The organism is Pandoraea norimbergensis, assembly GCF_001465545.3.
Lineage (GTDB): Bacteria > Pseudomonadota > Gammaproteobacteria > Burkholderiales > Burkholderiaceae > Pandoraea > Pandoraea norimbergensis.
On the sequence record NZ_CP013480.3, the window covers coordinates 1,321,481 to 1,340,020 of the forward strand.

Below are 18,540 nucleotides of genomic sequence, written 5' to 3' on the forward strand. Positions count from 1 at the left end.
GAAGACGCGCCGCCGAGGGCGGCACTCGCGGGATGCCACGCACTACCTTGTGTGCCGGCGCGGCTGCGGTGTCATCGCAGAGAGACCGCCGCCGTACCGGCACGATCCGGCATCGTGAAGTCATGAAACGGGAGGTCGAACATGTGGCAACAATGGCAACGCTGGTCAGTGGCAGGTGCCACGGCCGCTGTGCTGGCAGGCAGTCTGGGCGGTATCGGGCTGGCGCACGCACAGGGCGGCAATCTGCCGCAGGAGATGCATCAGGGCAACGTGACGTACGTCTCCGGGGGCATCGATAGCGACGAGTCCGGCGCGTTCAAGCGCTCGGCAGGCGGCTGGCCGCTATCGATCGAGATGGCGGCGCGCGGCGACGGTGCGAACGAGTATGTGGCCGATGCGCAGGTGCAGATCATGCGTGGCGGCGAGACGGTACTCGATGCGCATTCGCGCGGGCCGTTCATGCTGGTGAAGTTGCCCGCGGGCGACTACACCGTGAAGGCGACTTACAACGGCAAGCCCATGACGCGGGAAGTGAAGGTGCCCGCCAAGGGGCATGCCACGGCAACATTCTTGTGGCCGCACGATTGATGTGCCGATCGATCCGCAGCCACGGATGAGGGAGTAACCCAGGTAGTTTGCAGTACCCGTAGCAACGAGTGAGCGAGTTGCGCCGCCGAAAGGCGGCGTTTTTTTTATGGGTGGTTGTTTTACTTCACGATTAGAGAAACACCACGTCCGATAACGCGATGGTAATCAGATAACGAACCTTGCCCGGTCTCGTTTCTTCGCCGAAGCTGCGAATGTTAATGGACACTTGATACTTGTCGTCAGCCTGCCAGCGGGTCGTCGGTGCATCGTCGTTCTTTTCGATTGCGGCTCTCGTTTCTGGAGAATCCAAGCGTGGATGAGGGCCGCTGTGGTGTTGTACCCGCCATCCGCCTCGTTCGAACTGGTCTTGTAGATCGGTCACGATCGCCATGGCATCGTCGAGTAGCAATGTTCTGACTTGTGGCGAGAGTCTGAGCGACGAGACCTTGCCATGATCGTCATACATTACAGCGAGGAACTTCGCTGGCGGGCTGACGAAACCAAACTGAGCGTCGACGAAACGCAGCGTTGCGGGGCGAGTTACGTGACCGAACCAACCCCGGCCGGGTACTTCGGGGGGGAGTGTGGAGCGCGATCGCTGTCGTGCATGCTCGTACGGCTCCCCAATCGTGAGGGTGACTTCATCAACGGGTCGTGCGATCACGTATATAAACCATGTGGATGCGAGGGCAAGCAGGCCCCACAGCGTGTACTTTTTCCATGGGAAACGTCGATGCATTGTGGTCATCTGGCGTGAGCGATCAGGTATAGCGAGTTTTCGATTAGGACTTTCTGCTTCGGATCCTTGAGCAGCGCGTCAAACTGCGCTGCCAGTCGCAATGTGAATTCCAGACGCTGTCCGACGTTTGAAAGGTCGGCGAAGGGTTTGTCGCTGAACCTCACGACCTTGGTGTCCGTGTTGGGGAGTTCGCATTCAACTGCCAGCGTCAACTGGATTTCCTTGGCCGATCCGGTTGGGAAGCTAGTTACCCAAAGGAACTGGTTTGCGCGCATCAACGATGCAAACATCCAGTCCTCGTAGATTGCGGGTCGCAATATGTTGACCTGCTCGTGGCGGGCAAGATAGTCCACCCCCAGCGCAATATTCCCGTTCTCAATCGCAGAGAATCCGTCCGTTATTTCCGCCCATGGCTCACCAAACGGGACATCATCATTCAGTTCCCACCGCACCCTGCCTCGTAATTGCATGCGTTCACGCAAGCATTGCTTAAACCGCCGAAGCCCATATTCCTTGTAAAACATATGCAGCGGCCAAACATCGAGGAATAGCGCCATATTTCCTTTGGCGAGCATTTCGTACACCGTCGCGGCACCCGCACCTTCCCCCTGATCGGGCATCCGTACGCGCGGCGAGTGAACGGGCGACATTTGCTCCAGCAGCGAGCTACTCCCGCGCCACTTCTGGTAGTCGTCTCGTTGCTGATTCGACTTCTCGAACAAGGCACGGGCATTGAGCAACCCGCACCCAACTTGTTTCGAAGCAAATGCGGCTAGCCCGGCCCATTGAAAGCGCCGGTCACCCAGCCACAACTTGGCGTATTCCGCATTGATGCGGCGATTACGTGCGATCGGATCGGCGACGGCAACGATGGCCTCGGCTTTCTTCTGATAGAAGCGCCACATCTCGACGCATTCGTGTCGGTCGTCGTCGCGCTTTTTGCGCGCGGCAGCGGCGTCATCGAGCCGGTTGGGATAACAAACGGGGCAGCTTTTATCTTCGCAAGGCGTCACGGAGGTTCTTTCGCAGTGTCTTGGTAAGGGGGCGACCGCCAACCATTGCAATGCGGAGAATCAGTGCGAGCAGACGCGTCCTCCACATCGCAAAAGTGACGGTGAATCGAATGTCACGATGGAACGTGTGAGACGCGGTTTTAGATCAGGAATGGGACGAATGCCCCAATTCAGGCGGGAGAATATGAAGAGTCCCATTGAAACCGAGTCCTTTCGGTCTCAATGGGGCACTACGAACCTAACGGATAGCGCAGGGGAGGCGAGCCCCCCACTCAGGTCGACGAAGCTGCCGGCCGCGTGGGGGCAAACAGCCGATCAAGCCGCTGTACGGCATTCCGAGGCGGGTGCTGCGTTGTCCAGATCGTCCTGCGAGCGCACCGCGAACGTTTGCGTCACCGTAATGCCGTTCTTGATGGCGGTCATCTCGGCGAGAATCGCCACGGCAATTTCAGCGGGCGTGCGCGCGCCGAGATGCATGCCGACGGGGCCATGCAGCCGCTCGATTTCCTCCAGACTCAGATCGAACAACGAGAGCCGCTCGCGGCGCCGCGCGTTGTTCACGCGTGAGCCGATCGCCCCGATATAGAACGCGGGCGACTTGAGCGCTTCGAGCAACGCCATGTCGTCGAGCTTTGGATCGTGCGTGAGCGTGAGCACGGCACTGTGCGAGTCGAGTTGCAGCCGTACGATCAGATCGTCGGGCATCTCGCGCGAGAGCTCGGTGCCCGGCACCTGCCATTCGTCCGCATACTCGGTGCGCGGGTCGCAGACGATCACGTGATAGTCGAGCGCGTTGGCCATGCTCGCCACGTATTTCGACAACTGCCCGGCGCCGATGACCACCAGCCGATGGCGCGGGCCGTGCGACGTGATCAGGCGTTCGCCATCGAATTCGACCGACGGCGTGCGATGGCCCGGTGCAATTTGCACCGCACCGTTGGTCATGTCGAGCTCGCGCACGACGAGGCGGAATTGCGAGATGGCGTCGAGCAAATCGGGAATGCGCGACGATTCACGCACCGGTTCGAGCACCAGTTGCAGCGTGCCGCCGCACGGCAAGCCAAAACGATGGGCCTCTTCAGCCGTCACGCCATAACTCGTGATCTGCGGCCGGTCTTGCGGCCAGTCCCCCGCGCGGATGCGCGCGATGAGATCGTCTTCGACGCAACCGCCGGAGACGGAGCCGACCAGATGGCCGTCTTCACGAATTGCGAGCATCGAGCCCACGGGGCGCGGGGCCGAGCCCCACGTACGCACGACAGTGCCCAGCGTGACGAAAAAGCCCGCGCGGGTCCACTGTACGGCGGACTTCAGCACTTCCAGATCGACACTGTCCATTGCACGGTTCCTTCGCCATTACGCGAGCGGCGGCCCGGATGGGCCACGGCACCGAAGACGCGGTCACACGGCAATGCCAGCACGTTGACAACACTTGTCCGCGAAGCGCGGAGGCAAATGCCGATGCAGGCAGCCGAGGGACCGGCTGTTGCCGAAAAGATACCGCTCGATGTGATGCGGCGAGTATATCGCGCCCGCGCCCACCTTGCCTTGCGCTGTATTCGAGCGGATATTCGGCAGGAGACTCCCATGGCGGGAACTCGTGTCACAATGCTTCGATGTTCGAGACGATTCCGTATTCCATATTCCGTATGGCCTGACGGCAAAGGGGAAAGGGCAATGGAACTTCAGAACCGCCGGCAATTGCCGATGGCGCGAGACGTCGCATGGATCGCGCTGAACGATCCCGGCGTATTGCGCCAGTGCATTCCCGGGTGCGAATCGCTCGATCGGCTAGACGACACTACCTGGTCGATCGTGATGTCCGCGTCGGCGGGGCCGGTCAAAGGGCGCTTCACCGGGCGCATGACGCTCACCGACGTGATCGCGCCGACCTCATACACCCTCCATTTCGACGGTCTGGGCCCGTCCGCCGGGTTCGGACGCGGCACGGCCGCCATTACGCTCCAACCGCAAGGACCGATGAACACCGTACTGACTTACGACGTGCACGCCAAGATCGGCGGCGAACTTGCGCACGTCGATAACTCGCTGGTCGACGACGCGGCGCGCCGCTTCGCCGACGAATTCCTGACCCGTTTTATTGCCGTCGTCGCACCGCACCACGCCGTGGGCGAACCCGTGGCCGCCGATGGCGAGGTGGCGGCCGCCATGGCGACGGGCGCGGCGACGCGTGAGCGTTCTCCGGCACGCAGCCCGTTGTCGCGCTGGTGGCCGTGGGCCGTGGCCGCCGTCATCCTGATTCTCATTGTGATGTGGGGGAACCATGCCAGCTGAGCGTCGTTCGGGAAAGACCGGCGCGGCCGGTGCGGCTGACGCCCCGCAAGCGGTGGCCAAGACGCCAGCAAAGCCCGGCGTGGCCGGTTACGACGTGCGCGTGCGCATTCGCGACGGCGACGCGCCCGTGTTCGGTCCCGGGCGGCTTTCGCTGTTGCGCGCCATCGACGAGACGGGCTCGATTTCGGCCGCGGCCCGTGGCATGGGCATGTCGTACCGGCGGGCATGGTTGCTCGTGGAGGCGATGAATCACGAGTTTCGCGAGCCGTTGGTGACGCGCCACATCGGCGGCGTGTCGGGTGGCGGGGCGCAACTCACGCCTTTCGCGCAGAACCTGACCGCGCATTACGACACCCTCATCCGGGAGATTCGCTCCCTGCTAGACGCCCATGTACCAACCTTCGACGCTTATCTGAAGGGCGGCCCGGTACAGGATCCCGACGACGCGTAACCCCGTAATTCCACGAGTCCTGACCAAATCTCACAAAATGATTATCTTTTCGACAGGACTTTGTGACTGAAAGCGCACGACACTGTCTCCATCGACGCCAAAAACAAGCGATGGAGACGTCATGCAAGCCGCCACGAAACCTTCTGCTGCACACGAGCCCGCCGCGCACGCCGAGCGGGCTCCCTCGCCACCCCCGGCCCCCGGCGCCTCGCCGGTAGTTCAGCCGGGCTGGTTGCGCGTCACCCACTGGATCAACGTACTGGCCGTGCTCGTGATGATTACGAGCGGCTGGCGCATCTATAACGCCTCCCCGCTGTTCGACTTCCGTTTTGCCAACGGCATCACGCTCGGCGGCTGGCTTGGTGGCGCACTGCGCTGGCACTTCGCGGCAATGTGGCTGCTCGCGGCCAACGGCCTCGTCTACCTGCTGCTGAATCTGGCGAGCGGGCGCATGGCGCGCCGTTTCTTCCCGCTGTCCGTCAAAGGCATCCTGCACGACGCGTTTGCTGCGTTGCGCGGCCGTCTCGCGCATGCCGATCCACGTCACTACAACTATGTGCAACGCGCGGCGTATTTGTTCGCCGTGCTCGATCTGGTGTTGCTCATCGCGTCGGGGCTCGCCATCTGGAAGCCCGTGCAACTCAGCTTGCTGTGCGATCTGTTCGGCGGATTTCAGGGCGCGCGGTGGGTGCACTTTCTAGCGATGTCAGGGTTGGTGGCCTTCATCGTGGTGCACGTGGTCATGGTGGCGCTGGTGCCCCGCACGCTGCGCACGATGATTACCGGGCGTTGAGCGTCCGGTAATCACCAGAATCCCATCACACGATGTAACGCGATCTCAAAAGCGAACACACAGGCTCAGGACGAGGCACTGCCATGGCTTTCTTCAAACGTAACGACGACAAGACCTCGCTGATCGTGCGCGACGGCGACGCGATCCTCAAGGAAGCGCGCACGCTGGTGACGCGCCGGGTGACAGAGCCGTCGCGCCGTGCGTTTCTTTCCCGCACGTTGTCGCTGGGTGGCGTGGCGTTGCTCTCGGGGTGCTCGCTCGACGACAACGCCAGCGTCGAATCGGCGCTCGACACGATGTCGCGCTGGAACGATCGCGTGCAGGCGGCGCTGTTCCGCTCTGATGTGCTGGCGCCGACCTTTTCGGCGTCGCAGATGACGCGGCCGTTTCCGTTCAACGCGTTCTATTCGATGGACGAGGCCCCGGTGGTCGACGCGGCCGACTACCAGTTGGAGTTATCGGGCCTGATCGCCGACAAGGCGGCGTGGAACCTCGACACGCTGCGCACGTTTGCGCAGGCACGTGCCGCCGAGCAGATTACGCGCCATGTGTGCGTGGAAGGGTGGAGTGCGATCGGGCGCTGGGGCGGCGTGACGTTTTCCGATTTTCTCAAACGTATCGGCGCCGACACCACGGCACGCTACGTCGGCTTCAAGTGCGCCGACGATTACTACACGAGCATCGACATGCCGACGGCACTGCATCCACAGACGCTGCTCGCGCTGACGTACGACGGCCAGACGCTGCCGAGGGAGTACGGCTTTCCGATGAAGCTGCGTATCCCGACGAAGCTTGGCTACAAGAATCCCAAACATATCCGCGCGATTTTCGTCACGAATACGTACCCGGGCGGGTACTGGGAAGACCAGGGCTACAACTGGTTTGGTGGCAGTTGATTTTTCTCACTCAATTCATGGAGCAACGACAATGAAAATGCGATATCTGGCAGTGATGACGATGGGCCTCGCACTCGGCACCGGCGCGGCGTTTGCGCAGGACGCCATGAGCAAGGGCGATGCGATGGGTCAGCAAATGGACAAGAGCGGTTCGATGTCCAAGGACGGCATGTCCAAGGGCGGCGCAATGTCCAAGCACGATGCCATGGGCAAGGGCGACGCGATGAGCAAGGGCGGCGCAATGTCCAAGGGCGATGCCATGGGCAAGGGCGATGCGATGAGCAAGGGTGGCGCGATGTCCAAGGGCGATGCCATGGGCAAGGGCGACGCGATGAGCAAGCCGCAGGGGCAGTGAGAGGCTACCGGGCGTCGCGGTGAAGTTCTGCCGTGACGCCCGGTGTGTTGGTGCTGTCTTGCGGTGCAGTCTTGTTAATGCCTAATGCCTAACGCCTAACGCCTTGTCAGCGTGTGAGAGCGACCGACTTGATCAGCAGATACACCTCGCGCGCCGGCGCCAGTTGCAGTTGATCGGCGGAGAAACGCGTGATGCGCGCATGCATCGGCGTGCCGTCGGGCAGCGTGGCTTGCACTTCCACCGAATCGCCGAGATCGCGTAGCGCGCTGACGCGGGCCGGCAACACGTTCAACACGCTGGTCTGCGTCGGTGGCTCCGTGGCAACGGCAACATCGCGAGCGCGCACCAGAATCCGGCAGACGTCGCCCGCTTCGCCGCTCACACGCGGCACGCGCAGGCGAATCGTGGCGCTGCCATTCACGGCAAGCTCGGTCAGTCCGTAAGCGGCGTCCTGCGCAACCACCTTGGTTTCCAGCACGGTTCCCGGCGCTTCGGCAGCGCCGTCGAGCGCATCGCGATGCAGGTTAAGCACATCTGCGGGATTGCCTTGCGAGATCGTGCGGCCTTCGCGGAACAACACCACCTGATCGGCCAGACGCATCACTTCGTCAAGCGAGTGCGTGACGTAGAGCACCGGCAACTTCAGTTCGTGCCGGATGCGGTTCAGGTAGTCGAGCACTTCCATGCGTCGCGAGTGATCGAGCGAGGCGAGGGGCTCGTCCATGAGCAACAGGCGCGGGCACGACAACAGCGCACGGCCGATACCCACGCGTTGCTTTTCGCCGCCCGAGAGTGCACCGGGCCGACGGCTGAGCAGATGGCCGAGGTTGAGCACTTCGACGACGTGATCGAGCGGGATGGCCCCGGTGCCGGCCGCGCTCACGTCGCGACGTCGCAGCCAGCGGCCGAATAGCAGGTTCTGACGCACGGTCAGGTGTGGCAGCAGGCGGGCGTCCTGAAACACGTAGCCGATGCGGCGCTGCCACGTTGGCAGCGCGATACCGGCGGCGCTGTCGAAGAGCACGTCGTCGCCGACGACGATGCGCCCGGCTTCCGGTTTCAGCAGACCGGAGACGGCATTGACGACCGTGCTCTTGCCACTGCCAGACGGCCCGAACAGCGCGGTGACGCCCATACCAGCGGCGAACTCGGCATCGAGCTGGAACCCGCCGAAGCGGTGTTGGAGGCGAACTTCAACCGTCATAACCAAGCGCCTTGCGATTACCGAAGCGAATCAGCACTTCAGAGAAAATGAGCGTGGCGACAGCCAGCACGACGGAAATGGCGCACAGGCGCCAGACCATCGCGTCGCCGTCGGGCACCTGCGTTGCCGTGTAGATCGCCAGCGGCAGCGTCTGCGTCTGCCCGGGAATATTCGAGACGAAGGTGATCGTGGCGCCGAACTCGCCTAGTGCTCGTGCGAACGCCAGAACGAAGCCGTGCAGCGCGCCGGTGGCCGTGAGCGGCAGCGTGACCGTCAGGAACGTCAGCCACGGACCGGCACCGAGCGTTTGCGCCGCTTGTTCGAGCTTTGTGTCAGAAGCTTCGAGCGCCTGCCGAATCGCCCGCACGAGTAACGGAAAACCCATCACCCCGGCTGCGAGCGCGGCCCCCGTCCAGCGAAACGCGAACGTGAGGTTGAACCACTCGCGCAGTAGTTTGCCGATGGCACCCTGCGCGCCGAACAGCACGAGCAGTGCAAAACCGACGACGACGGGCGGCAGCACGAGCGGCAGGTGGAGGATGGCATCGAGCAGCGCCTTGCCGGGGAAATTCCGGCGCGCGAGCAACCAGGCCGCTGCGTAGGCGAAGGGCAGGCTGCACAGCGTGCCCCATAGGCCGACGCGCAAACTGAGTTCGACGATGCCCCATTCTTCCGGGGTAAGACTCATGGACATACGGCGAGAACACCTTGAAAGGATCCGCGTGAATCGGTGCCTGTGCAACGTGGCAGGCGCACATGGCAAAACCGGGGCTGTCGAGGACAGTCCCGGTCTGGGTTCGCTATTGCTGTCTTGCTGTCCGGGAGCGGTACCCACCGGGGGCACCCGCCTCCCGCATGTTACGAGAGATGGCGCGCGATGCGTGGGCGCGAGGGTGTCGCGTTCACGCTAAATTTGCGCGCGCGAATTAAGGACGCGTGAAGCCGTAGCGCTGGAAGGTCGCGAGGGCGGCCGGCGTCGTGATGAACTTGTAGAACGGATCGGCGGCAGCGCGATCAGCCTGCTTGGTCACGGCGACCGGATAAACGATCGGCGCGTGGCTGTCGGCGGGGAACGTGCCGGCGATACGCACACGCTTCTCGGCGTTCGCGTCCGTCTTGTACACGATGCCGTACGGCGCTTCGCCGCGAGCCACCAGCAACAGCGCGTTACGCACGTTGTCGGCAGCGGCGACCTTACCTTGCACCTTCGACCAGACGCCGAGCTTTTCGAGTGCCGCCTTGCCGTAGAGGCCTGCGGGCACGTGGGCCGGATCGCCCATCGCGAGCTTGCCGTTGCCCAGCTTGCCGTCGAGGTCGACGCCCGGCTTCAGGTCCACGTCGCCCGACGTGGTCGTCGGGGCGATCAGCACGAGTTCGTTGCCCAGCAGGTTGCGGCGCGATGCCGTGTCGATCAGGTCATGCTTTTGCGCGTAGTCCATCCAGTCCTGGTCGGCCGAGATGAAGAGGTCGGCCGGTGCGCCCTTTTCGATCTGGCGGGCGAGCGTGGAGCTGGCGCCGTACACGAGCACCGGCTTTTTACCGGTTTCCTTGGTGTAGGCTGCCGACAGATCGTCGAGCGCGTCTTTCATGCTGGCGGCGGCAAACACTTGCTGGGCGGCGGCCTGGCCGGCGAACAGCAGGCTCGCGCCGATGGCGGCGGCGCCCAGTACGCGGCGCAGCGTCACGCGCGAGTGAGTGGCTTGGGGCTTGTTGGGCGTAGCAGTAACGACAGCTTTCACAGGGTGGTCTCCAGCATGTAGTGGCTTGATGGTCTTGCGAAGTCGTGCGAAATCCGAACGCTGCGCGGGCGATGTCCACGCGATCGCGTTGCAAACGCAGTTGCGAAATTGCAACGGTGGCGCAACGGGGACACTGCGACATTGCGGCGCAATCGCTGCAAGACAGCAGTGAACAAGCGGTGGCATCGGCGCCGTGATGGTGCGTCGCGTTGTGTAGGATTATATATAACGGTGCGACGCTGTACAGGTATACGAAGTATCACGGCGTCCGAATGGATTTCGGCGCGGTAACACCGCATGCGGATGCCGAATATTCGGGACGGCGGATGAAATGCTGTGCTCTCACGCGACGACGCATTCCATACCCATCAAAAGAAGCAGGCACCGCGGAGGGTGCCTGCTAATTAATATATGTACTAAATCGGAAATCGGGGGATTCGGGCGATTCGTTACGCCATGGCTGCCGTTTTCGACGGCGCGCCGGGACGCAGCATGGCGGGGCTGGTGCGCAGCATGTCGAAGAACCCGTCGACGATGGCGTCGCACTCCAGACCGAGATCGTAGTCGGGCAGGAACAGCCAGTCCGACATCATGCCGACCACCAGTGCGTGCAGCATGATCGCCGCACGCCGTGTGTCGAGCCGCGCGGGCAGTTGACCGCGCTCAATGGCCCGTTCCATATCGCGCATGATGCGCTGCTTGCCGTCGGCGCAGGCTTCGCGCTGACGATCGAGCACCGAGAGCATCTCGTTGGTGTATTCACACTTGTGGAACAGAATGTCGAGCACGCGGCGGCGACGCTCGTTGCGCGCCGTTTCCTTGAGTACCAGCTTGCAGATGTCGTGCATGCGCACCATCGGGTCGCCGTGCTCGGGTTCGGCACATTCTTCGTCGATCATCCGTTCCATCGGCAGACGGATACGGTCCGTCATCGCATTGAACAGATCGATTTTGTTCTTGAAGTGCCAGTAAATCGCGCCGCGGGTGAGGCCGGCGGCTTCGGCGATGTCGGCCAGCGATGTGCGCGACACGCCCTTCTGTGCGAACACCGTCTCTGCGGTGTCGAGCAACAGGTTGCGCGTCTCTATCGCTTCCTCTTTGGTTCTGCGGGCCATCGTCGTGTCACGGGAACAGCGGAAATTGTGGAAGGTGATGTAAACCGCGCCGCTTTATGGTGCGACGCAATGCGATTTACATACATTCATGAATGTATCTATAATAGCAGCCGCTTGCTCTATTGCACAGGGACCATTTAAGCTCCTTCGACTACGGGAAACACCTGAAGGGGCCCGAGGGGGCGATCCGACAGAGGAGAGCCGCTCGCGGTTGCCGTCTGTCACCTGGTGTCCCGGAGCCTGTTCGACGATCCACACGAGTGCCAGCACTGGCGGTGTATGCCGCGCTGGGGCACGCGACCGGTAGCGATCCGGGCTCAACCCGATCATTTGCGCTGCCGGTTCGCCGCCGTCCGGTGACCCGTTGCCTGACACTCGCTTGCCCGCCTATGTGCGATGGGATTGCGGACCGGCCTTCGCCGTCGCAATCGTCGCAACGTACTGGTTACTTGTCATTTTGTTTGACCGCATTCCATTTATCGGGGGCGTATATGCACGTCAAGAGAAGTTCACTGGGGATGGTCACTGCCGTGGCACTCGCGGTTTTGACCCTGGCCGCGTGCGGCAAGAAGCCGCAGCAGCCGCAGGGCATGGTGCCGGAAGTTGGCGTCGTGACGCTGCAACCTCAGAACGTAACACTGACGACCGACCTGCCCGGACGCACCTCGCCCTACCGCGTCGCCGACGTGCGTGCGCGCGTCGACGGCATCGTGCTCAAGCGCGACTTCACTGAAGGCGGCGAGGTCAAGGCAGGACAGCGTCTGTACAAGATCGATCCGGCCACCTATCAGGCCGCCTACGAGAACGCCAAGGCGACGCTCGCCAAGGCTGTGGCGAATCAGGCATCCACCAAGCTGCTGGCCGACCGTTACAAGTCGCTGGTGGCCGTTGAAGCCGTGTCGAAGCAGGACTACGACAACGCTGTGGCCGCCGCACTGCAAGCCGATGCCGACGTTGCTGCCGGCAAGGCTGCCGTCGATACGGCACGCATCAACCTCGGCTACACCGACGTACCGGCCCCGATTACGGGTCGCACGGGGCTGTCGCAAGTGACCGAAGGCGCATACGTGCAGTCGGGTGCCGCCACGCTGATGACCACGGTGCAGCAGATCGATCCGATGTACGTGGATGTCACGCAATCGGCCACCGACGGCCTGCGTCTGCGCCGCGCACTGGCCGACGGCAAGCTGCAAAGCGCGGGTCCGAACGCTGCCAAGGTGGAACTGACGCTGGAAGACGGCAGCAAGTATCCGCTCGACGGCAAGCTGCAATTCTCGGACATCACCGTCGACCAGACCACCGGCTCGGTGACCGTGCGCGCGATCTTCCCGAACCCCAACCGCGAGTTGCTGCCGGGCATGTTCGTGCACGCCAAGCTGGCCGAGGGTGTGAAGGAAGGCGGGTTGCTGGTGCCGCAACAAGGCGTCACGCGTGACCAGAAGGGCCAGCCGACCGCACTCGTCGTGAACAAGGAAGGCAAGGCCGAACTGCGCCAACTGGTGACCGATCGTGCGATCGGCGACAAGTGGCTGGTGACGTCGGGTCTGTCTGCGGGCGAACAGGTGATCGTTTCGGGTCTGCAAAAGGCGCGTCCGGGCGCACCGGTGAAGGCCGTGCCGGCGCAACTGCCGGGTGCTGCGCCGGCACCGGCGGGTGCCAGCGCACCGGCCGCTGCCGACCCTGCCACGCAGGCGAGTGCTGCTTCGGCCGCCAAAGCTCAATAACGCGGAGCCTTATTCATGGCAAAGTTTTTTATCGATCGCCCGATTTTTGCGTGGGTGATCGCGATTGTCATCATGCTGGCCGGTGCGCTTTCGATCCTGAAGCTGCCGGTCTCGCAATATCCGCCCATCGCACCGCCTTCGGTGCAGATCACCGCGACCTACCCGGGCGCTTCGGCGCAGACCGTGCAGGATACGGTTACGCAGGTGATCGAGCAGCAGATGAACGGGATCGACAACCTCGAGTACATGTCGTCGACGTCTGACGGCTCGGGTACGGCACAGATCACGCTGACCTTCTCGCAGGGCACGAACCCCGACATCGCACAGGTGCAGGTGCAGAACAAACTGCAACTTGCCACGCCGCTGCTGCCGCAGCAGGTGCAACAGCAAGGTATCAAGGTGGCCAAGGCGACCAAGAACTTCTTGCTGGTGATCGGTGCGTACTCCGACGACGGTCAGATGACCGACATCGACTTGGCGAACTACATCGCAGCCAACGTGCAGGATCCGATCAGCCGTGTGAACGGCGTGGGTCAGGTGCAGCTCTTCGGCTCGCAGTACGCCATGCGTGTCTGGGTCGATCCGCAGAAACTCAACGGCTACAACCTGACGGTCATCGACGTTTCGAACGCGATTCAGTCGCAGAACGTGCAGATTTCGGCGGGTGAGTTGGGCGGTGCACCGGCAGTCAAGGGGCAGCAGCTTAACGCCACCGTGACGGCCCAAAGCCGTCTGCAAACGCCGGAGCAGTTCCGCAAGATTCTGCTCAAGGTGAACAAGGACGGCTCGCAGGTTCGTCTGGGCGACGTTGCGCGTATCGAACTCGGCGGTGAGTCGTATCAGGTGGTGGCACGCTACAACGGCAAGCCCGCTGCCGGTCTGGCCATTACGCTGGCCACCGGTGCTAACGCGCTGCAAACGGCAACCGCCGTCAAGCAGGCGGTCACCGAACTGGAGCCGTACTTCCCGCCCAGCATGAAGGTCGACTACCCGTACGACACCACGCCGTTCGTGAAGATCTCGATCGAGGAAGTGATCAAGACCCTCATCGAAGGTATCGTGCTCGTGTTCCTCGTGATGTATCTGTTCCTGCAAAACCTGCGGGCGACGATCATCCCGACGATTGCCGTGCCGGTCGTGTTGCTGGGTACGTTCGGCATCATGGGTGCGGCAGGCTTCTCGATCAACACGCTATCGATGTTCGGGTTGGTGCTCGCCATTGGTCTGCTGGTTGACGATGCCATCGTGGTGGTGGAAAACGTCGAGCGGGTGATGGCCGAAGAGGGGCTGAGTCCGAAGGAAGCGACCAAGAAGGCCATGGACCAGATCATCGGTGCTCTGGTCGGCGTGGCGCTGGTGCTCTCGGCCGTGTTCGTGCCGATGGCGTTCTTCGGCGGCTCGACGGGGGCTATTTATCGCCAGTTCTCGCTGACCATCGTGGCGGCCATGGCGTTGTCGGTGCTGGTGGCTATCGTGCTCACGCCGGCCATGTGCGCGACGATTCTCAAGCCGATCAAGAAGGGCGAAGTGCACGAGAAGCGCGGCTTCTTCGGCTGGTTCAACCGCACGTTCGACAAGGGTTCGAAGAAGTATCAGAGCCAGGTCGAGCGCATTCTCAAGCGCAGCGCACCGCTGATGATCGTCTACGTGGTGATCGTGGCGGCGGTGGGTTTCCTGTTCGTGCGCATGCCGACGGCCTTCTTGCCGGATGAAGATCAGGGCTACTTCTTCAACCTGGTGCAGTTGCCGCCGGGCGCGACGCAAGAGCGCACGCTCGAAGTCATGAAGCAGGTCGAGAAGCACTACCTCGAGAAGGAAAAGGACGCCGTGCGTTCGATCTTCACGGTGACCGGCTTCGGCTTCAACGGCCGTGGTCAGAACGTGGGTCTGGCCTTCACGATGCTGCGTCCGTGGGAAGACCGTCAGTCGTCCGATCTCAAGGTGCAGGCCGTGATTGCGCGTTCCTATCAGGCTTTCGCAAGCGTGAAGGACGCCATGATCTTCGCGATCAACCCGCCGTCGGTGCCTGAACTGGGTAACGCGGGCGGTATCGACTTCGAACTGCAAGATCGCGCGGGCCTCGGCCACGATGCATTGATGGCGGCACGTAACCAGATGCTGGGTGCGGCGGCGAAGAACCCGAACCTTGCGAACATGCGTCCGAACGGTCTCGACGACACACCGCAGTACAAGGTGGACGTCGACGAAGAGAAGGCGTCTGCGCTGGGTCTGTCGATTGCCGACGTGTACAACACGCTCTCGGCGTCGTGGGGTTCGTCGTACGTGAACGACTTTATCGACCGTGGCCGTGTGAAGAAGGTGTACGTGATGGCAGAGGCGAAGGACCGCATGCTGCCGCAGGACATCAACAAACTCTTCGTACGTAACGCCAGCGGGACGATGGTGCCGTTCTCGGCCTTCGCGACCGGCAAGTGGACTTACGGCTCGCCACGTCTGGAGCGCTACAACGGTGTGCCGGCAGTGGAAATTCAGGGCATGCCAGCACCGGGCAAGTCGAGCGGTGACGCCATGAAGGCGGTCGAGGAGATTGCGAAGGATCTCCCGCCGGGTATCGGTCTAGAGTGGACGGGGCTGTCGTTTGAAGAGCGCATTTCCGGCTCGCAGGCACCGGCGCTGTACGCCATCTCGATTCTGATCGTGTTCTTGTGTCTGGCCGCGTTGTATGAGAGCTGGTCGATTCCGTTCTCGGTGATTCTGGTGGTGCCGCTGGGTGTGTTGGGTGCCCTGTTGGCTGCGTCGCTGCGCGGGTTGTCGAACGACGTGTACTTCCAGGTGGGTCTGTTGACGACAGTGGGTCTGTCGGCGAAGAACGCGATTCTGATCGTGGAATTCGCCAAGGATCTGCAAATGCAGGGCCGCACACTGATGGAAGCGACGATGGAAGCCGTGCGACTGCGTCTGCGCCCGATTCTGATGACGTCGATGGCGTTCATTCTCGGGGTGCTGCCGCTCGCGATTTCCAACGGTGCCGGTTCGGCTTCGCAGCACGCTATCGGTACCGGCGTGATCGGCGGTATGCTGGCGGCAACGTTCCTCGCGATCTACTACGTGCCTGTCTTCTTCGTGCTGGTGCGCAAGCGCTTCGCTCATGAAAACCTGGACACCGTGGAACATCCGGAAGCCCGTCATGAAGCACCGGACGCGCCCGAAGGCCCCGCCAAGGAAGGAAACTGACCTATGAAGCACAAAGCATTGCCGATTGCCTTGGCGGCAGCGTTCCTGGCAGGCTGTACCCTCGCACCGCACTATGAGCGGCCCGAGGCACCGGTCTCCACGACGTTCCCCACTGGCCCGGCTTACAAAACGCCTGGTGCGGCCAACCAGAACGGCGCGACCGATCGCAATGCGGTCATCGCGGCCGAGCTGGGCTGGCGCGACTTCTTTACCGATCCGCGTTTGCAGAAGCTGATCGAGATCGCGTTGGAGAACAACCGCGATCTGCGAGTCTCGATGTTGAACGTGGATGCTGCGCGTGCGCAGTATCAGATCCAGCGTGCGGCGTTGCTGCCGAACGTTGGCGTGGCAGGGCAGGGCTCGGTGCAGCGTTCGCCGGCCGACCTGTCGTCGTCGGGGCGCGCGGGCATCAGCCGCAGCTATCAGGTCGGTGTGGGCTTCACGTCGTATGAGCTCGATCTGTTCGGTCGTATCCAGAGCCTGAAGGATCAGGCGTTGGAGACGTACCTCTCGACCGAAGACAACGCGAAGGCTGCGCAGATCACGCTGGTGTCGGAAGTTGCGTCGGCGTATCTGACGTTGCTGGCCGATCAGGAACTGCTCAAGCTCACGTCCGACACGCTCAAGAGCCAGCAATCGTCGTACGACCTGACCAAGCGCAGTTTTGACGTGGGCACGGCCTCCGGGCTGGATCTGCGTCAAGCGCAAACGCCGGTCGATACGGCGCGTGCAAACTTTGCGCAGTACACGCGTCAGGTCGCACAGGACGAGAACGCGCTGACGCTGCTCATCGGCCAGCCGTTGCCGGCCGATCTGCCGTCAGGGCGTCCGCTCGACGGGCAAGGGTTGTTGGCCGATCTGCCGGCGGGGCTGCCGTCCGATCTGCTGCTGCGCCGCCCGGACATTACGGCGGCCGAGCACACGCTCAAGGGCGCCAACGCCAATATCGGCGCGGCACGTGCGGCGTTCTTCCCGTCGATCTCGCTCACTGCGAGCGCGGGCACGGCGAGCGCGTCGTTGAGCAACTTGTTCAAGGGCGGCCAGGGTGCGTGGGCGTTTGCGCCGACCATCACGTTGCCGATCTTCGCGGGCGGGCAGAACATCGCCAACCTCGAATTGGCCAAGGTGCAAAAGCGTATCGACATCGCGCAGTACGAGAAGTCGATTCAGACGGCATTCCGCGAAGTCTCGGACGGGCTGGCAGCACGCGGCACGCTCGACGATCAGGTGTCGGCGCAAGAATCGCTCGTGAAGGCGAGCGACGAGAGCTACAAGCTCTCGGACCTGCGCTACCGTAATGGCGTGGACAGCTACCTGAACGCGCTGGTTTCGCAGCGCTCGCTGTACACGGCGCAGCAGTCGTTGATCGCAACGCGTCTGGCCCGCTGGACCAACCTCGTGACGCTGTACAAGGCGCTCGGCGGTGGTTGGGAAGAGCGTACGGTCCCGGCGAACGCCAACGCCGCATCGGCACCGGCAGCATCGGCGTCGTGATGGTGTCGTGATCGTGTCGTGATGGTGTCGTAATGGCGTTGCGAGACGTCTTGCCGATGTAAATTTTCGGCGCGCGATTGTCTCGCCAGCCTGCAAGACTTGTAGTGTGAGACGCCCGGCAACTCGCCGGGCGTTTTTCATTTGCGCGCGCGTGTGGCGTTGGCGACGCGCGGTGCGCGGGGTCGTTCGCGTGTCGTCCTGACGCGTGCGTGCGCGTAACGTAGTGATACAACGCGAGCGAAATGCTCACAGTTCCCGAGAGGTTTAGACGCAGGGTTCTACGCTGGCCTCTACCTTGCGTGAGGCTTCATCGTTATCCTTGCCCCAGTTGTATTCGCAACACACCGAGCGTCCACGCGAATGTAGGCAAGTGATGGCAATCGACGCCCGGTGCACTTATAAGCTGACCGTTTTTCCAGGGAGAGACACCATGAGCGATCTTCAAGCCCGTTTCGACGAGGCAGTGGCACAGTCCAAGACGCTGCCCGAACGCCCCGACAATCTCACGCTGCTGCGCATTTACGCGTTGTATAAGCAAGGCACGGAAGGCGACGTGTCGGGCGCACGTCCGGGCGCGATGGATTTCGTTGGCCGCGCCAAGTACGACGCGTGGGAAATGCTCAAGGGCAAGACGAAAGACGACGTGCAACAGGCGTACGTCGAGTTGATCGAAACGCTCAAGCAGGGCTGATGGCGAAACGTTGAGGTCGGCGGGCAGCGGTAGTTTTTGCTGTGCGCAGTGGTCTCGATGGTTTTTGCTTGCGAAGGAACGGCGACTTTGGTCGCCGTTTTTTTATGTCCGGACGGATGCGGCGGTGTGCAGATGTGGCCCCTGAGGCGCACTGTGTTTGCGGAGTGCGGGCGCGTATCGAGCGGTGGTTTTTGCGGTGGTGTCTGATTGGCGTGAGACGTGTGCGGAGCGACGATGAACGCGTTATT

The 18,540-nt window shown here is 62.3% G+C and carries 17 protein-coding genes; 10 read left to right on the plus strand and 7 right to left on the minus strand.

Features of this window, described 5'->3' with window-relative positions; genetic code table 11:
* The first annotated feature begins 141 nt into the window (after positions 1-141).
* Positions 142-588: a hypothetical protein gene (locus AT302_RS05985; protein ID WP_058377651.1), complete on the plus strand. Its 447-nt coding sequence runs from the start codon at positions 142-144 to the stop codon at positions 586-588.
* Between the two features lie 130 nt (positions 589-718).
* Here AT302_RS05985 and AT302_RS05990 read toward each other — a convergent pair whose 3' ends face one another.
* The 3 genes from AT302_RS05990 to AT302_RS06000 all read right to left on the minus strand — a co-directional run bounded on the left by AT302_RS05990 (position 719) and on the right by AT302_RS06000 (position 3,678).
* Complete coding sequence (locus tag AT302_RS05990) at positions 719-1,327, minus strand: hypothetical protein (RefSeq protein WP_058380128.1); 609 nt, start codon at positions 1,325-1,327, stop codon at positions 719-721.
* Positions 1,328-1,332: 5 nt separating this feature from the next.
* On the minus strand, positions 1,333-2,340 hold the full coding sequence (locus tag AT302_RS05995; RefSeq protein ID WP_058377652.1) for a DUF2515 family protein: 1,008 nt from the start codon (positions 2,338-2,340) through the stop codon (positions 1,333-1,335).
* A 315-nt stretch (positions 2,341-2,655) separates the two neighbouring features.
* The gene (locus AT302_RS06000; protein ID WP_058377653.1) at positions 2,656-3,678 is read right to left on the minus strand and encodes an XdhC family protein; all 1,023 of its coding nucleotides are present in this window, start codon (positions 3,676-3,678) and stop codon (positions 2,656-2,658) included.
* 339 nt (positions 3,679-4,017) lie between these two features.
* Between AT302_RS06000 and AT302_RS06005 the strand changes: the two genes are divergently transcribed.
* The 5 genes from AT302_RS06005 (at position 4,018) to AT302_RS06025 (ending at position 7,130) form a co-directional block, all read left to right on the plus strand.
* Positions 4,018-4,635 (plus strand): CoxG family protein, encoded by a 618-nt coding sequence (locus AT302_RS06005; protein ID WP_064675045.1) that lies wholly within the window; start codon positions 4,018-4,020, stop codon positions 4,633-4,635.
* Positions 4,625-5,086 carry a winged helix-turn-helix domain-containing protein gene (locus tag AT302_RS06010; RefSeq protein WP_084656040.1) on the plus strand — a complete coding sequence of 154 codons (462 nt, stop codon included), beginning with the start codon at positions 4,625-4,627 and terminating at the stop codon, positions 5,084-5,086. Before AT302_RS06005 ends, AT302_RS06010 begins: the two co-directional genes overlap by 11 nt.
* A gap of 121 nt (positions 5,087-5,207) precedes the next feature.
* On the plus strand, positions 5,208-5,879 hold the full coding sequence (locus AT302_RS06015; protein ID WP_084656041.1) for a cytochrome b/b6 domain-containing protein: 672 nt from the start codon (positions 5,208-5,210) through the stop codon (positions 5,877-5,879).
* An 83-nt stretch (positions 5,880-5,962) separates the two neighbouring features.
* A complete protein-coding gene (locus tag AT302_RS06020; protein WP_058377654.1) occupies positions 5,963-6,775 on the plus strand; it encodes a molybdopterin-dependent oxidoreductase in 813 nt (270 codons plus the stop codon).
* Between the two features lie 31 nt (positions 6,776-6,806).
* A complete protein-coding gene (locus AT302_RS06025; RefSeq protein WP_058377655.1) occupies positions 6,807-7,130 on the plus strand; it encodes a hypothetical protein in 324 nt (107 codons plus the stop codon).
* Positions 7,131-7,236: 106 nt separating this feature from the next.
* On the opposite strand, the gene modC is transcribed toward AT302_RS06025, so the two are convergent.
* From modC to AT302_RS06045, 4 genes are all read right to left on the minus strand, one after another.
* The gene (modC, locus tag AT302_RS06030; protein WP_058377656.1) at positions 7,237-8,334 is read right to left on the minus strand and encodes a molybdenum ABC transporter ATP-binding protein; all 1,098 of its coding nucleotides are present in this window, start codon (positions 8,332-8,334) and stop codon (positions 7,237-7,239) included.
* On the minus strand, positions 8,324-9,028 hold the full coding sequence (gene modB, locus AT302_RS06035; RefSeq protein ID WP_237172081.1) for a molybdate ABC transporter permease subunit: 705 nt from the start codon (positions 9,026-9,028) through the stop codon (positions 8,324-8,326). Before modB ends, modC begins: the two co-directional genes overlap by 11 nt.
* A 232-nt stretch (positions 9,029-9,260) precedes the next feature.
* Positions 9,261-10,073, minus strand: a complete 813-nt coding sequence (modA, locus tag AT302_RS06040; RefSeq protein ID WP_237172082.1) for a molybdate ABC transporter substrate-binding protein — start codon at positions 10,071-10,073, stop codon at positions 9,261-9,263.
* Positions 10,074-10,522: 449 nt separating this feature from the next.
* Entirely contained in the window at positions 10,523-11,188 is a 666-nt protein-coding gene (locus tag AT302_RS06045; protein ID WP_058377658.1) for a TetR family transcriptional regulator, read from the minus strand.
* A 491-nt stretch (positions 11,189-11,679) separates the two neighbouring features.
* Here AT302_RS06045 and AT302_RS06050 point away from each other — a divergent pair, with 491 nt between their 5' ends.
* The 4 genes from AT302_RS06050 to AT302_RS06065 all read left to right on the plus strand — a co-directional run bounded on the left by AT302_RS06050 (position 11,680) and on the right by AT302_RS06065 (position 18,292).
* Positions 11,680-12,912: an efflux RND transporter periplasmic adaptor subunit gene (locus tag AT302_RS06050; RefSeq protein ID WP_058377659.1), complete on the plus strand. Its 1,233-nt coding sequence runs from the start codon at positions 11,680-11,682 to the stop codon at positions 12,910-12,912.
* A 15-nt stretch (positions 12,913-12,927) separates the two neighbouring features.
* Positions 12,928-16,107 (plus strand): efflux RND transporter permease subunit, encoded by a 3,180-nt coding sequence (locus AT302_RS06055; protein ID WP_058377660.1) that lies wholly within the window; start codon positions 12,928-12,930, stop codon positions 16,105-16,107.
* Between the two features lie 3 nt (positions 16,108-16,110).
* A complete protein-coding gene (gene adeC, locus AT302_RS06060) occupies positions 16,111-17,601 on the plus strand; it encodes an AdeC/AdeK/OprM family multidrug efflux complex outer membrane factor (protein ID WP_058377661.1) in 1,491 nt (496 codons plus the stop codon).
* A gap of 430 nt (positions 17,602-18,031) precedes the next feature.
* Positions 18,032-18,292 (plus strand): acyl-CoA-binding protein, encoded by a 261-nt coding sequence (locus AT302_RS06065; RefSeq protein ID WP_058377662.1) that lies wholly within the window; start codon positions 18,032-18,034, stop codon positions 18,290-18,292.
* Positions 18,293-18,540 lie beyond the last annotated feature (248 nt).

Coding starts and splice junctions, on each gene's coding strand:
- modC (WP_058377656.1), bottom strand. CDS start 8,334: ATGACGGTTGAAGTTCGCCTCCAACACCGCTTCGGCGGGTTCCAGCTC.
- AT302_RS06045 (WP_058377658.1), bottom strand. CDS start 11,188: ATGGCCCGCAGAACCAAAGAGGAAGCGATAGAGACGCGCAACCTGTTG.
- AT302_RS06055 (WP_058377660.1), top strand. CDS start 12,928: ATGGCAAAGTTTTTTATCGATCGCCCGATTTTTGCGTGGGTGATCGCG.
- adeC (WP_058377661.1), top strand. CDS start 16,111: ATGAAGCACAAAGCATTGCCGATTGCCTTGGCGGCAGCGTTCCTGGCA.
- AT302_RS05985 (WP_058377651.1), top strand. CDS start 142: ATGTGGCAACAATGGCAACGCTGGTCAGTGGCAGGTGCCACGGCCGCT.
- AT302_RS06020 (WP_058377654.1), top strand. CDS start 5,963: ATGGCTTTCTTCAAACGTAACGACGACAAGACCTCGCTGATCGTGCGC.
- AT302_RS06010 (WP_084656040.1), top strand. CDS start 4,625: ATGCCAGCTGAGCGTCGTTCGGGAAAGACCGGCGCGGCCGGTGCGGCT.
- AT302_RS06015 (WP_084656041.1), top strand. CDS start 5,208: ATGCAAGCCGCCACGAAACCTTCTGCTGCACACGAGCCCGCCGCGCAC.
- AT302_RS06000 (WP_058377653.1), bottom strand. CDS start 3,678: ATGGACAGTGTCGATCTGGAAGTGCTGAAGTCCGCCGTACAGTGGACC.
- AT302_RS06005 (WP_064675045.1), top strand. CDS start 4,018: ATGGAACTTCAGAACCGCCGGCAATTGCCGATGGCGCGAGACGTCGCA.
- AT302_RS06050 (WP_058377659.1), top strand. CDS start 11,680: ATGCACGTCAAGAGAAGTTCACTGGGGATGGTCACTGCCGTGGCACTC.
- AT302_RS06025 (WP_058377655.1), top strand. CDS start 6,807: ATGAAAATGCGATATCTGGCAGTGATGACGATGGGCCTCGCACTCGGC.
- AT302_RS05990 (WP_058380128.1), bottom strand. CDS start 1,327: ATGCATCGACGTTTCCCATGGAAAAAGTACACGCTGTGGGGCCTGCTT.
- AT302_RS06065 (WP_058377662.1), top strand. CDS start 18,032: ATGAGCGATCTTCAAGCCCGTTTCGACGAGGCAGTGGCACAGTCCAAG.
- modB (WP_237172081.1), bottom strand. CDS start 9,028: ATGTCCATGAGTCTTACCCCGGAAGAATGGGGCATCGTCGAACTCAGT.